The sequence below is a fragment of the Aquirufa beregesia genome (genome assembly GCF_011090385.1).
Classification (GTDB): domain Bacteria; phylum Bacteroidota; class Bacteroidia; order Cytophagales; family Spirosomataceae; genus Aquirufa; species Aquirufa beregesia.
The window spans coordinates 238,076-252,104 of sequence record NZ_SEWW01000002.1 but is presented as its reverse complement, the minus strand read 5'-3'; the positions used below and the strand labels follow the sequence as shown (position 1 = coordinate 252,104).

Below are 14,029 nucleotides of genomic sequence, written 5' to 3'. Positions count from 1 at the left end.
CATGCTTCTTTCTTTACTACTTAGTTCTTTTATTGGCCTTTCTAGTCCTCCTTTAGCCAAAGATACCTTAAGGCATACATCAGTGGATGTCATGGCAGTTGGCTCTTCCAATGGCACCAATCCCTTCTGGACCAGAAGTTTACAATATGGTACTGTTCCCGTAGAAAATCCAACGGGAATAATCCGTGTAAAAACAGGTAAATGGTACAATCCTAAAAAAGATGTTGATTGGACGTACCAGGTTGAAGGAACAGGATGGCTAGGGAAAGATTCCAAATTTTTATTATCAGAAGTGTACCTTGGACTAAAAAAGGGGGCCTTTGAAATATGGGGAGGTGCCAAAAGAGAGGTCATTGGCTTAGGAGACACCACCATGACGGCAGGATTTTTTATTTGGTCAGGAAATGCCCTACCCTTGCCTAAAGTTCATGTAGGTACTCGGAATTATGTGAATGTACTACATGATTGGCTAGGGATTAATTTCCAATTGGCCCATGGCTGGTTCGATAATCAAGGCGCCATCGCAAACTCCTATTTACACCAAAAATCCCTCTATCTCCGTTTAGGTCAACCTATTTCGAGCTTCAATCTATTCTTAGGATTTAACCACCAAGTACAGTGGGGAGGAAGCAGACGAGACTCTAAAGGAGGTTATTATGATGTGTACCCCTCTGATTTCAACGCCTTTACTAAAGTTCTCCTAGGAGCCGGAGAAGGTATCTTACCCGATGACGACGAGAATAATAAATACGGCAATCACTTGGGGAGTTTGGACATGGGTCTTCGTTACCAAAACGACCAAGTGGCTATCCTTCTTTACCGACAAAACCCCTATGAATCTGATCGTATTTGGTCTCTAAACACTATAAATGATGGATTGACGGGCCTTTCCTTTACTTTTAAAGAGACTAACATCATAGAAGGAATAAGTTTGGAATACCTGTACACGGGAAACCAAGGAACAAACCAAACATTTTTAGGTAGCTTATTGAATAAACAGGACCATGATTATCCCAATATCGTGAATTATTTGAATGTGCGTGGGCGTGATGGTTGGATTTACCAAGGTCGAGGATTAGGAACTCCTATGATTATCATGGACAAGGAAAGCCAACAAGGCGGTGGTCTATCCTTTGCCTATAACGCGGTAAGGTCCATGTATTTGGGTATTCGAGGTACAATGCCCCAGCAAATTCATTGGATGGCTAGGCTCTCTTCCACCTTGTATGATTATCCCGTGATCCCAGCCAATAATCCTGAAAATTATTTAAAGCAATTTTCGGCTTCGCTGAATCTACAAAAACAAGTCAATAAAAAACTAGGACTTAGTGTTCAAATTGCGGTAGACCAAGGCGATCGAATCAAAAATACAGTGGGAGGAATGATAGGAATGAAGTATCGTTTACAATAAAGTCTATTACCAGTTCTTTTCGTTGGCTTTAATGTATTTTATTAAACCTTGAGAATAAATATAAGCACCTCGACTGTTCATGTGATTTCTATTTTCCAAATTAGCTGAATTAGCCATTTCTCGCAAAAATTGCTCATCGTATACCCACTTTGAATCTCCAGCAATCTTATTGAAGGTTGGAATTTTTCGTTTGAAATCAAGTTTTTCTGGGGAAGTTACCGGAAGTAAAAATACTATTTTGAAAGCTTGGGGCACTTGTTTTTTCAAGGCTTGATTTACCCTATCATGCATGATTTTATCCACAGGACCGTGGGCTAAATAATGTAAATCCTCTGTTGTTAAAAAAGAATTGGTAGAAAACACATCATGTCTATTCGTGGATGAAAAACCTATTTCCTCATATCCATTAAAATCATTTTGATAAATAACGCTCTTTAATAAATTTTGACATTGAATTAATCTTTCCCAGAATTGGACCTCCATATTCTCTAAATAAGTAATATCCTTATTCTGATGTTCTTCCTTCCCTACAAATGAAAAATATGCACTAGGGAAATGGGGGATTTTTAACTGTTCTCCCGCTTGCTTAAATGAGTCTGGAAAATTTGGAATAAAAGAAGTCAACTCAATAAAAACCACCTTGTTACCCGGCAAAGTTTTTAAATACTCTGCTATAAAAAGATTCTGGGCTAAACTGTTTCCAATTAAACCTAAATTATACATCCTCCAATTGGGTAAAGCTTGCGCTAACACTTGTGGATTAACGCTTCTTTGAATCCTACTAGACCCTAAAAAGAACATGGAATTAGATGTATCTTTTTGAGCGGCCAATTGAGATTTCAAGTCTTCCCATTTATTCGTTCCAGATACCTTTTCATGCCAATCAACGGCGGTCACAAAAGCACTCAATAAGATTAACCAAAAAAGAAGTTTCAGTGCTAATCTCATCTCAAAAGGCTAAATAATAATTATTAAGACCCCCACTAAAGTCCCCAAAAATAAAAAGACTTAGCACTAGTTGAACATAAATTAAGCGTCTTTTCCAAGGAGAAATTCTTTCTAAAAATACATCGATTCGTTCTTCTTTAGACCAGAGATGATAAAAATCAACCAGTAAGAACATCATAAAAACAACGAATATATTCCGTCGTTGAATTAACCATATTTCATGTGGAAAGTAAGATGTTACATGAATTTTATCCCATAAATCCCCAAGAGAAGGATAAATAAATACAAGTGCTATGAATGAGCATCCAAAGATCTGATAAAATATGCCCAAGCATTGCTTCAATATCCCATCCTGTCTAATTTTATGTACACTCCAAACTTTCTCCAAGAGAATCCAAGCTCCATTTAATAATCCCCATAAAAGGTATTGCCAACTAATTCCATGCCATAAGCCAATCAACATATAGGTCAATAATAAAAGAAGATAAGGTTTATTTCGCCAGAACTTGAACTTGATTTGCCAATAAAAAAAATAGTCTCGAAACCATTCATTTAAGGTGATATGCCAACCTTTCCAGAACTCATGTCGATTCGTGGAAAAATAAATTCTCTTCTGGAAATTATCTTTTAGTCGAATATTGAAAATTTCAGATACCCCTTGAAAAAAATCTATAAATGAACTAAAACTAAAGTAAATGTAGAAGAAGAATACGAACCCTATTAACAAGGTCCACCACCCTGCTATTTCACTTCCTTTTAAAGAGATTAAAAGTTGATTTAATCGCTGAGCCAAAACAAAATTTTTGAACAAACCCCATAATATCAGCCTCATCCCATGATTAAATGATTTTTCTGTGATTTTGGCTTGCTCAAACTGGCTATTCAAATATTTAAATCGATGTAAAGGGCCAGCATGTAAGGTGGGAAAATAGATTAAATACAAGGTCAATTTTAAAAATGATTCAGCAGGCGACACAAACCCCCGTTTAATATCCATCAAATAACTTATGGCATTGAAAACAAAAAAACTTAGGCCCATTACTTGCCAAATATCAGGCTTCTCCCAAAAATTCTCCAAGGGTAAACTGATGTGGTTAATCCAAGATTCTCTTAGTTTATACGCAATCAAAGCCCCGATTAAAAAGCCTATACCCATACCTATCCAAGGAAAAGAGGATTGAATTTTATTGCCAATTAAGTAGGTGATGCCACTTCCTATCAAGAAAAGAACCAAGGTTAGCGGCATGAAAAAACCAAGCGTTAGAACAGAGCCTATTAAAAGGGCTTTCCATGCCTGTTTCCTAAAAATGAAACTGAAGCTAATGGTTACTAGTATGAAGGCAATACTAGAAAATAGTCCAATTTGAGCCATATTAGTCAATATTAACCATGGCTTTATCTAATGTCCTCATAAAAATTTGGTTGCCCCAAACCAGTGGGATCTCAGTCATTATTGAGAATTTTTGAAGAAACTGGATCATGGGTTTAAGACCAAATTCCATTTCTTTCCTAGCAATTAAGGCTCCAAGACAAGTATGTGGGCCAGATCCGAAGGCCAAATGCGGATTAATCTGTCTATTAGGAATAATTTCTTCCGGCGATTCAAATATTTCCTCATCTCGATTGGCACTGGCAATTCCTAAGACAAATCGAGTACCTGTTGGAAAATGATGACCATCAATCTCAACTTCTTTTTTACTAATTCTAACGGTAAATTGAAGTGGTGAATTATAACGTATAAGCTCCTCCGTTATCCACTTGATTTGTTTGGCATCAGCTTCCAATATATATTCTATCAAGCTCCGTTTTAACAAAATATGATGTAATGAAAATGACAAATTATCCTTGGAAGTCTCAAAAAATGCCATCAGAGTCACAGCTAAAATGGAGTAGTAATCCTCTTCTTCAAATTCGAATCCATCTAATTCTTTAACCAACCTGTCTTTAAAACCAGTCTCAGCAAAAAGCCCTTTCCCCCATGTAAAACAGTCATTGATTTTCAAATACATTTGTTTGGATACAAATATATCCTGACTTCTTGCTGCTAGATTGGAGAATTCAACGACCTTTTCAAAACTAGCAAAATCCTTTAATCCAATAAATTGCTTGAGAATATGAAAGATGAAGTATTTAGAAAAATCCACTAAATCTAATTCCTGATAATCTTGAAAATGCGCTATACTATCTTGTACTGCCTCTTGAATTAAACGATCAAAATCATAGCTAAATAATACCTTGCCCAAAGCAATCCTCAGCTTTCGATGAATGTCGCCATTTAAATACATGAGCCATTTACTGGTAGTCTTAGCTAGAAATGGACATTGGGGACTATTTTTAAATATATAATTTTCCTTTGACTCAAAATATGCCTCCAAATTACTTACTTCAAAGTCCCCAGACTCTAATAATGGAGCAACATCTCGGTATTTAAATATAATTATGTTCCCATAACTATCCCTTTGAATAGGATTATGCTCTCTACTTTTAGCATAAATAGGATAAGGGTCATGAAAATAATCAGGAGCAAATGGATTCCATTTTACTGTTGACTCTCCAACCATACACAGAGCTTGTTTATTGTATTATACTCCGAAAATAAGGAAGGATCGACATTTTCCAATTGGAATTCACTTTCCATTTCAAAAGAAATAGATACAATGGCTAAAGAATCTAGATTAAAATGCTCAAATGAGACATCGCAATCAACCTCCTTTTCCGAAATAGATGCCTCTGAGGCTATTTGTGCAATCAACCAATGCTTATAATTCATTAATATATCCCATGAAAATGAATGACAAATTTACGTTATACTAGGCAATAAATTCATGTTGCCTATAATTCTGTTATCTCATTTATAAACCAATACTTCATTTAATGTAAAATTGATTCTTTTTGCTTTTCATTATATAATTTATACCATTTAATAAGAAGAACTTTTAAACTTTGTCTTTCAAGGTATTATTGATTTAATTTAACTCAAATTTGGACAAAATACCTCATGTTCCAATCAAGAAACAAAACATTTTCTCTAGTTAGCATTTTACTGTTTATTGGAATTCAGCTGTTCCTCAATTCCCATATAATAGGTCAAATGGATACGTCTTTACATGCTAAAGTCGAAGTTCAATTTTTAACTTCTGATTCTGGAACAACTCCTTTTTGGATGCGCAGTTTACAATACGGTCAAGTGCCTATTGAAAATCCAGGTGCCATTTTAAAAGCTTGGACTGGGAAAAACTACCAAATAAAAAAGAAATACGATTGGAAGTATGAAGTAGAAGCTACAGGCTGGGGAGGCAAATTCAATGATTTTTGGTTAACACAAGCCTTTGTCAGTGGAAGAAGAGGGAAATGGGAGCTTTGGGCTGGTAGAAGAAAGGAAATGTATGGACTAGGTGATTCCTCCTTAACGGGGGGCTTCTATGCTTGGTCTGGGAATGCTGTTCCCATTCCTAAAATACAAATTGGAACTAGGGATTATATGAATCTTGCCAAAGGCTGGCTGGGTTTGCACATGACATTTTCGCATGCATGGATGGATAATCAAGGCCCAACCATACAGGGGTTTTTACATCAAAAAAGCCTCTATGGTCGATTTGGAAAACCTGATAGCTTCATCAATGTATTTGCAGGTATCAACCATCAAGTCATGTGGGGAGGAGAAGCAAAAGTAAAAACAGGTGGGGAGTCTGATTATTACCCAAGCAAATTAAATACCTATTTTTATGTCGTCACTGTTTTAAAAGATCGTGAACTAGTGACCACTGATTCTACTGCCACTTACGATGATTTAGGTAATCAATTTGGTAATCATTTAGGCTCATTCGATCTAGCCATCAAAATTCAACCCGAATGGGGAGAAATATTGCTGTATAAACAATCCGCTTATGAAACAGGTAGGGGCTTTGCCCTAACCCAAATTAATGACGGATTAACAGGCCTTTCTATTAAAAACAAAACGGGAGGTATCATCGATAATATCACCTTTGAATATCTGTATACAGCCAACCAAGGCAATTATGTCTCCGGATTGGCTACATTTTTCAAAATCAAAGATCCTCATCAATCAGAAATTGAATCTTATTTTAATAATGGAAGAGGCGCTTGGCAATATGGGGGTAAGGGAATCGGAACTCCATTAATTATCATAGATAAAGAAAGTCAAAGTGCTGGAGGATTGGAATTTACCTTAAATGCTGTTAAATCTTATTACTGTGGTATCTCAGGCCGAATAAGTGATACATTTTTCTGGAAAACTAGAATTTCCCAAACTTTCTACGCAAGTCCTAGAAACCATCTAGCACCACGATTAATTGATAGCGATTTTATATCTCAATTTTCAGGTATGATTTCCTTCCAAAAAATAGTGAATGAACAATGTAGTTTAAGCCTTCAATTCGGATATGATGAAGGTAGTCGAGTGAAGAATACACTCGGTGGAAGCTTAGGGCTAAAATATTGGCTATTCTAGTAGACCTCACTAATATATCAGCATATTTGTGATGGTAATCAAGTGGTTAATGTTGAATGCACACGAAATTTCGCTCCAAATTTATATCTAGTAATGAAGTAAAATCACCATTTATGATTAAAATAGATTTGTACTATTTTTGAATTCTAAGAAGTCCAATTTTAAGCCTTCAAGTTTGGTGCATTATGAATTTTAGTTTGATTATTATGACCTCTGATAAATGAGCAGCACCTTTCAAAAACTACTTTTAATTTATCCGTGTGAGTATCAAGAAACGAACCGTCAGCTTTTATAAAACTCCTTAATACAACATTCTTTTAATACCACTTAACGGTACCCTAAAATAATTCGTGCTCAACAAAAAACTTAATTGCTGAACGCAAATAACCATAACCATCCTCTGCAACAGTCTTCTGGAATATTGTTTATTATAAATTGATTTTTGAAGTGTAGCCATTCTCTTTATTTATTTCCTCCCCGACACAATTAGTAATTTTATGCAGTTTCATACAATAACTTCTATTTTTCTTGTCACTGAATTTCAAACTGGCTTCTCTTACACGTATTCTATATCTTTTAGAAATAATTAATACACTATTGTCTTGATTTATTATACCTTATCAGGTATAATAATTACATTTAAAATTACAATTACAATTACACCCTTTAGGGTATATTATTAATATAAAACATAGAATGCACCCTAAAGGGTATAATAAATAAAATATGATTACATTTACACCATAAAGGGTATAAAAAATGAACTTAATACGTTTTGTAAAAGAAAAGAGAAAATCGGCAAACTTGACCCAACCAGAGTTAGCAGAAAAGGCAGGTGTAGGACTTCGCTTTGTACGTGAGTTAGAACAAGGAAAACAAAGTTTACGATTAGACAAGGTCAACCAAGTGTTACAACTCTTTGGCTATGAGGTAGGTCCAGTACCTAGGACTTTAAAACAAAATACTAAATAGAATGCGAAAAGCAACCATAAAAATAGAGAATCAGGTAGCTGGCTGGCTTACACAAGACGACAATGGATATCATTTTGCATACGATTCAACATATGCAAAAAAGCCTAATGCTCGACCTGTAAGTTTAACATTGCCTTTAAGTGAAAGCACATATACCTCAAATGTTTTGTTCCCATTTTTTGATGGCCTAATACCAGAAGGCTGGCTTCTGGATATTGCTAAAAAAAACTGGAAGTTAAATCCAAGAGACAGAATGGGCTTACTCCTAGTATGCTGTAAAGATTGTATTGGATCGGTTAGTATAGAAGAATTTAAAGAGGAAAATAAGTCATGAGAAAATGTCTATTTTGTTACCAAAGTTTGACTAGCAACGAACAAGATTTTCACGCAGTTTGTTCTAAAAAGATATTTGGACAGACAACACCACCAATATTAGCATATTCGGAGGACGATGTAGAACGTCTAGCAGAAGAGGTCATTCAAAGTCAAACAGCAATCACTGGAGTGCAAGCAAAACTGTCCTTACACATAACTGGAAATTCAAAAGAAGGCACAGAAAGGCGATTTACCATAGTCGGTTTATGGGGAGGTTATATATTAAAACCTCCCACTTCTTTATATCCACAACTTCCCGAAGTAGAAGATTTAACCATGCACTTAGCCAGTATTGTTAAAATCAAAACAGCTCCTCATAGCCTAATTCGATTACAATCTGGCAACTTAGCATATATAACCAAGCGAATAGATCGAATAGATAAAAGAAAGCTAGCTATGGAAGATCTGTGTCAGTTAACAGAACGAATGACCGAAGACAAATACCATGGTAGTTACGAGCAAATTGCTAAAACAATTTTGAAATATTCTAGTACACCAGGGTTAGATGTTGTCAATTTTTTTGAATTGGTCCTCTTTTCGTTTATCACGGGTAATGCTGATATGCATTTAAAGAATTTCTCATTGTTGGAACAAGCAGGCTTGGGGATAACACTTTCCCCTGCCTACGATTTGGTAAATACCACTTTAGTAAATCCTGCAGATAATGAAGAATTAGCTTTGAATCTCAACGGTAAAAAGACGAAAATAAAGAAGCAAGATTTTGTAGCTGCAATGAAAACCCAATATTTAGACGAAAAACAACAACATAACATTTTCAATAAAATGATTAAAGCATTGCCGAAATGGGTTGAGCTGATTGATAAAAGCTTTTTAAGTGATGAATTTAAAGAACAATACAAAGCAATAATTAGTGACAGAATAGATCGGTTTAAACAATTGGCACCATCTTAAAAATATTTAAGGCCACATCTAGAAAAGTGTATAAGGAGAAAAACAATGTTGGTTTCGGGGATACTGACACGATCCCATTAACTATATTCCAGCCAAACATTTTTCCTAACCATGTCGAATTGGCATTGATTCTAAGCTACTTTGATGATTGTAAAAAAGAGGATAGGGTTTTTAAGATCCCCTCACGAGAACCCAGTGGCATTTTTTTTCCCATCACCTGGGTTATTTTATCGTTACTCACCACATAACTCTCCGTTAATTTACTCAACCTTTCTGTATTTAAAGGCAAATGAGCCCAATCTCCCAAACGGGCAATTCCTATAATAAATCCCTTCGGTACATTCCAAATAGATGCCTTCTTCCCTACAGATTGAGCCATTAATTGTATCAATTCATTCGTAGAAAGTACCTCATCATCTGCCACTTGATATACGCCTGATGGAATATCAGTTCTGCTAATTAATTCTTTCATGACAAATAATAGATTGTCTATACTGCAAAAAGAACGGAGATTACTAAATGCCCCTAAAGGCCAAGGAATTCCACGACGAACTACCTCATATAACAAATTCAAATTACCCTTATTACCTGGCCCATGTATCATACATGGTCGTAAAATGTAAACTCTCTTCCCTAGAGGAATAGACTGGCTTTGGATGTATTCTTCCGCCAAAAGCTTACTTTTTCCATAGTGCGTCATTGGATTCGGAAAATCATCTTCTTTTAATTTTCCCTTTACTTGATCAGCAGACGCTTTAACCGAACTTATGAAGATAAAAGTTGATGCTCTTGACTTTAAAAATGCATCAAAAACCTGCTTCGTCAATTCCGTATTGATAGCATAGTATTCACTGGGGTCACTGACATTTTTAAGATCATGTGCCTTTCCTGCCAAATGAAGGACAACATCAGATTCAATAGCTAAATTCTCCCGGTCAAAAATGTTGAACTCATAGGTAAGCTTAAAGCTTTCCATGACATTCTTTCCGACAAATCCGAATGCGCCTGTAATAAATATTCTCACAAATATTGAATGATGGAATCCGCCATGGCGTGATTGATATGATCTCTTTTAAACTTATTGAAAAATTCCTTCCGGTCAATTTCTTGCCCAACAGGATATTCTTTAATCCCTTGTACCATTTCTTCAGCATCACAGGGGGAGAAAACAAATGAATGACTTATTTCCCTCTCTATGAACTCTTTAGCATATCCAGAAACTCCTGCAATCATAGGACTAGGGAAAGTGGCCAACTCAAATATTTTACTAGGTAATACTTTTTTAAAGGCCTCTAAATCATTCAAATGAAGGAATAAATAATCAGCCTTTTGGTATTCTTCAATTAATAGATTCCTTTGAATGGGCTTTCTTATTTCTACATTGGTCACTTGCCTTTTTTCCAATTCCAACAATAATTTGCCCTTTGCACCTCCATCTCCAATGAGGATAAATTGATACCCAATCCCCAATTTCTCAGCTGCTTGCGGTATAATTTTATGCAAACCTTGCCCTTCTCCTATATTCCCCGCATAAACAATGGTTTTCACGGTGTTAGTCTCATGACGAAGCCTTTGGGGTTTTGATACCACTTGTAAAAATTCATCGTCAATTCCATTGGTGAATTCAGAAAATTGAACGCCTTTAAATGGATGAAAATAAGACTTAAAACCTCCACTAATTAAATTGATATGCACCGCTTTCGAAAAGGTTTGATGTTCTATCAACTTTAATACAGGTAACATGAAAAATTTAATGAAGGGAGATTTGATGACATCACTAATCGTGTCCACAAATATGTCCCTAATATCCAGATAAAGTGGTTTTTTATATTTTACAGATAAGATGTAGCCTAAAAATGCCGTAAAAAGTCTACTTGAGGAGGCAAAAACCAAATCTGCCTTTTTCCCCTTATTCAAGCGGATAACTTCCCTAAAATAGGTATAAAATGATTTTATTTGATCCATCATGCCACTTTCATGGGCTGGTAAAGCTATTCGATGGATGATTAAATTACCTCGCTCTTCATAAGCACTGGCTTCTGCATGGTAGGTATCATATCGGTTGGGCATCGTGGTATAAACCTCCACAATACAATCACCCTTTACCTTTTCTGCCAATACCTTTGCCAAAGGACTATTCCTGAATGAGCCCGCACATAGATCCGGTTCAAAATAAAACGTTAAATAAATTATTCTTTTCAAGGGCTTAAAAGGCTATATTCAAAATTAATACTTGTGTCTCTGTCATTTCCATTTCAAGACAAATGCTAGGAATAGACATTCCAAATGTAGGATGATATGTTGATTTTACCTGCTTGATGGGTATTCCTTTTTGACCATCTGAAGCAAATAAGGTGGCCAAAATTTTTCCATGTTTATCTAAATAAAGGACTTCTCCTTCTTCCTTAACCGTAATTTCGGGATGAAGGAAATACCTAGATTTCGCACGTTTAATTTCCCCAAAAACCTGATCTTTAATCGTCAAACTTTGTTTTTGCTTAGTCCAAGTTCTTCGATGAATGATATCAGCAGAAAGCCTTTGATATCCCGTATGTGAACAAGACAAGGTAAAATCAGCTCCTTCTTGACTCCAGCTCAAATCAAAAGGTTGAGCTCTTCTTGCCACTCGAAAGCCAGACCAAACTTCCGAGGAATTTTCTCCATTAATTTCTACGGTTGAATGAGCGCTGGTACTTCTTTGCCTTAGCCTTTCCGCACTCAATCCGTACATAGACGTGCCAGAATTCACAATAACTCGTTCCCCCTGAAGGGCTAATTCAAAAGAAAGAGTATCGGCATGTGCATGTCCAGGTAAATAACTCGGCCCAATTTCTCCTACGTCGGCAATTAATTTGAAGCCATCTTGCTCTGAAACAAAAAAGCCAGAATCCTTCAATAGCACAGAACTGGAGTGGGGACCATTTTCACTGCTACTCAATCCCAAACCAAAGGCAAGTTCATCTAGTAGATGTAAACTTGGGGCTATTTCATTGGCACAATCATTAAAATGGGCTAATTCTCCATTGGAATAGGACATGTGCTTTAACCAAGCTAAACCTAATTGGATTTTTTGAGCTACCTCTTCCTTAGGGAAGGTTGGAATGTGTGATTGACAAATTTTATAAAGATCTAATAAATCCTCGATTCCCAGAGCATGATACATGGGGCTTAATTCAAAATGGGCTCCGTCTTCTAAAAACTGCTCATTCAATTCATCTTTAATAATTCCTAAACCTTGTTTCAAATATTGCTGCGCCTCAGAGCCTTCAAAAAATACCCCAGAAAATATCAATGCCTTGGCATTGATGAATAAGTGATTTCCTAAAAGATGATACTCGGGTCTATCTCCTAAATACCGTACTTGATTCCAAAGACTGATAATCGCTTTATCTGTCAACGATTTTGTTCGCCAATGCCATTTAATCCAATTGATGATTCTCAAGGAAGTTGGATAGGGCTCCCAAGCTGTACCTTTCCCAAAAGGGTTTTCATCAATCCATCTGTGAATCAAATCAAGTTCTTGTAACTCCCTAGCTGCACCTGCCGGAAGAGAACTATTGATAAAATCAAAATAATGCAGGTTATAACGCCATAATTTAGACACCTGAGGATGATCCCAGCCAATGGAAGACAAACAGTTTGTCTCCGATAAAAAGATAAAACGATCTAAATCTTCTGTACTTGATTTTTTATCAATAAATCCTTGATAGGACGTTTCATTATGGATATTGGGATAAGCAGAAATTTCTCGAATACTACGAGGCAAAAAATGAATAAACCGACCTATCAGTTGGGTCGGTTTTAAATATTTAATTGTATGAAATATTAACGCGATTTTACGCCACATTGTCCTACTTCAAATGGATTAAAATATCTATGATTCTCTCTCCTGTTTTTCCATCCCATAGAGGAGGTATTCCTCCCTTTTTCCAATCTCCCTTAAATAGCTTTTCTAAGGCAGGAGCAATCGCCTTTGGATTTACACCTAGCAGCTCATTCGTTCCTAGGCTAATCGTTTCTGGTCTTTCTGTATTATTCCTCAATGTCATACAAGGAATGCCCATCATGGTCGTCTCCTCGGTGATACCACCAGAATCCGTTATGACCGCTTTGGCATGTTTGACTAAAAAATTAAACTCTAAATAGGATAATGGATCTATCTGAATTAATGTATCATAGTTTACTTCCAGCTTATTCAATATCTGTTTAGTCCGCGGATGAACCGGAAAAATCAAAGGATAATGATGCGAATGAAGCACTATTTCATGAATGAGTTCTTTTAATTTACCTTCTTCATCCACATTAGCAGGGCGATGTAACGTCATCACCATGTATTGTCCTTTCTCTAACTGGCACTGATCCCAAACTTCTGGTTTTATAAACCTAGCTTGGTTCAATAGCAAAGTGTCAATCATCGTATTACCTACAAAAAAGATCCGATCATCGGAAATCCCAGAATTGCGAAGGTTTTCATTCGCTACCTCAGAAGTGGTAAAAAAATAGTCGCTGATACTATCCGTCAATAAACGATTGACCTCTTCGGGCATACTCATATCATGGGACCTAATTCCCGCTTCTACATGAGCTACCTTTATTTGAAGTTTTTTGGCCACTATAGTACAGGCCATGGAAGAAGTCACATCCCCTACCACCAAACATAAATCCGTGGTTTCCTCCAGCAAAAGCTTTTCGTAGCCCATCATAATTTTGGCGGTTTGCTCTGCTTGAGTTCCACCACCTGCTCCTAAATTAATATCTGGTTCGGGCAAATTTAATTGCTCAAAAAATGAATCACTCATATTCCGATCAAAATGCTGACCGGTATGAATCAATCGAAATTGAATATTCTTTTGATCGACTTGCGCCTGTTTGATGGCATTGATAATCGACGCAATCTTAATGAAATTGGGCCTTGCCCCAGCTATTAAATCTATTTTCAT

At 36.2% G+C, this 14,029-nt stretch carries 13 protein-coding genes; 5 read left to right on the top strand and 8 right to left on the bottom strand.

Annotated features, from left to right (window positions below; translation table 11 throughout):
- Position 1: 1 nt before the first annotated feature.
- The gene (locus EWU23_RS04995) at positions 2-1,411 is read left to right on the top strand and encodes a capsule assembly Wzi family protein (RefSeq protein WP_166229481.1); all 1,410 of its coding nucleotides are present in this window, start codon (positions 2-4) and stop codon (positions 1,409-1,411) included.
- Between the two features lie 6 nt (positions 1,412-1,417).
- On the opposite strand, the gene EWU23_RS04990 is transcribed toward EWU23_RS04995, so the two are convergent.
- From EWU23_RS04990 to EWU23_RS04975, 4 genes are read right to left on the bottom strand one after another with little or no spacing between them, the layout of a single operon-like run.
- Complete coding sequence (locus EWU23_RS04990) at positions 1,418-2,359, bottom strand: hypothetical protein (protein WP_166229479.1); 942 nt, start codon at positions 2,357-2,359, stop codon at positions 1,418-1,420.
- Between the two features lies 1 nt (position 2,360).
- Positions 2,361-3,731, bottom strand: coding sequence for an MBOAT family O-acyltransferase (locus EWU23_RS04985; protein ID WP_166229477.1), 1,371 nt, complete (start codon positions 3,729-3,731; stop codon positions 2,361-2,363).
- A gap of 1 nt (position 3,732) precedes the next feature.
- Positions 3,733-4,920, bottom strand: coding sequence for a cytochrome P450 (locus tag EWU23_RS04980; protein ID WP_166229475.1), 1,188 nt, complete (start codon positions 4,918-4,920; stop codon positions 3,733-3,735).
- Complete coding sequence (locus tag EWU23_RS04975) at positions 4,899-5,129, bottom strand: acyl carrier protein (RefSeq protein ID WP_166229473.1); 231 nt, start codon at positions 5,127-5,129, stop codon at positions 4,899-4,901. Before EWU23_RS04975 ends, EWU23_RS04980 begins: the two co-directional genes overlap by 22 nt.
- Positions 5,130-5,450: 321 nt before the next feature.
- Between EWU23_RS04975 and EWU23_RS04970 the strand changes: the two genes are divergently transcribed.
- The 4 genes from EWU23_RS04970 (at position 5,451) to EWU23_RS04955 (ending at position 9,089) form a co-directional block, all read left to right on the top strand.
- Complete coding sequence (locus EWU23_RS04970) at positions 5,451-6,830, top strand: capsule assembly Wzi family protein (protein ID WP_166229471.1); 1,380 nt, start codon at positions 5,451-5,453, stop codon at positions 6,828-6,830.
- A gap of 759 nt (positions 6,831-7,589) precedes the next feature.
- Positions 7,590-7,802, top strand: coding sequence for a helix-turn-helix transcriptional regulator (locus tag EWU23_RS04965; RefSeq protein WP_166229469.1), 213 nt, complete (start codon positions 7,590-7,592; stop codon positions 7,800-7,802).
- Position 7,803: 1 nt separating this feature from the next.
- Positions 7,804-8,136 carry a HipA N-terminal domain-containing protein gene (locus tag EWU23_RS04960; protein ID WP_166229467.1) on the top strand — a complete coding sequence of 111 codons (333 nt, stop codon included), beginning with the start codon at positions 7,804-7,806 and terminating at the stop codon, positions 8,134-8,136.
- Positions 8,137-8,162: 26 nt separating this feature from the next.
- Positions 8,163-9,089: a HipA domain-containing protein gene (locus tag EWU23_RS04955; protein WP_317164293.1), complete on the top strand. Its 927-nt coding sequence runs from the start codon at positions 8,163-8,165 to the stop codon at positions 9,087-9,089.
- 136 nt (positions 9,090-9,225) lie between these two features.
- Here the strand turns inward: EWU23_RS04955 and EWU23_RS04950 are convergent, their stop codons facing one another.
- The 4 genes from EWU23_RS04950 to wecB all read right to left on the bottom strand — a co-directional run bounded on the left by EWU23_RS04950 (position 9,226) and on the right by wecB (position 14,029).
- Complete coding sequence (locus tag EWU23_RS04950; protein WP_166229463.1) at positions 9,226-10,113, bottom strand: NAD-dependent epimerase/dehydratase family protein; 888 nt, start codon at positions 10,111-10,113, stop codon at positions 9,226-9,228.
- Complete coding sequence (locus EWU23_RS04945; protein WP_166229461.1) at positions 10,110-11,291, bottom strand: glycosyltransferase family 4 protein; 1,182 nt, start codon at positions 11,289-11,291, stop codon at positions 10,110-10,112. Before EWU23_RS04945 ends, EWU23_RS04950 begins: the two co-directional genes overlap by 4 nt.
- Positions 11,292-11,295: 4 nt before the next feature.
- Positions 11,296-12,855: a heparinase II/III family protein gene (locus tag EWU23_RS04940; RefSeq protein WP_166229459.1), complete on the bottom strand. Its 1,560-nt coding sequence runs from the start codon at positions 12,853-12,855 to the stop codon at positions 11,296-11,298.
- An 85-nt stretch (positions 12,856-12,940) separates the two neighbouring features.
- The gene (wecB, locus tag EWU23_RS04935) at positions 12,941-14,029 is read right to left on the bottom strand and encodes a non-hydrolyzing UDP-N-acetylglucosamine 2-epimerase (RefSeq protein ID WP_166229457.1); all 1,089 of its coding nucleotides are present in this window, start codon (positions 14,027-14,029) and stop codon (positions 12,941-12,943) included.

Coding starts and splice junctions, on each gene's coding strand:
- EWU23_RS04995 (WP_166229481.1), top strand. CDS start 2: ATGCTTCTTTCTTTACTACTTAGTTCTTTTATTGGCCTTTCTAGTCCT.
- EWU23_RS04990 (WP_166229479.1), bottom strand. CDS start 2,359: ATGAGATTAGCACTGAAACTTCTTTTTTGGTTAATCTTATTGAGTGCT.
- EWU23_RS04985 (WP_166229477.1), bottom strand. CDS start 3,731: ATGGCTCAAATTGGACTATTTTCTAGTATTGCCTTCATACTAGTAACC.
- EWU23_RS04980 (WP_166229475.1), bottom strand. CDS start 4,920: ATGGTTGGAGAGTCAACAGTAAAATGGAATCCATTTGCTCCTGATTAT.
- EWU23_RS04975 (WP_166229473.1), bottom strand. CDS start 5,129: ATGAATTATAAGCATTGGTTGATTGCACAAATAGCCTCAGAGGCATCT.
- EWU23_RS04970 (WP_166229471.1), top strand. CDS start 5,451: ATGGATACGTCTTTACATGCTAAAGTCGAAGTTCAATTTTTAACTTCT.
- EWU23_RS04965 (WP_166229469.1), top strand. CDS start 7,590: ATGAACTTAATACGTTTTGTAAAAGAAAAGAGAAAATCGGCAAACTTG.
- EWU23_RS04960 (WP_166229467.1), top strand. CDS start 7,804: ATGCGAAAAGCAACCATAAAAATAGAGAATCAGGTAGCTGGCTGGCTT.
- wecB (WP_166229457.1), bottom strand. CDS start 14,029: ATGAAAATAGATTTAATAGCTGGGGCAAGGCCCAATTTCATTAAGATT.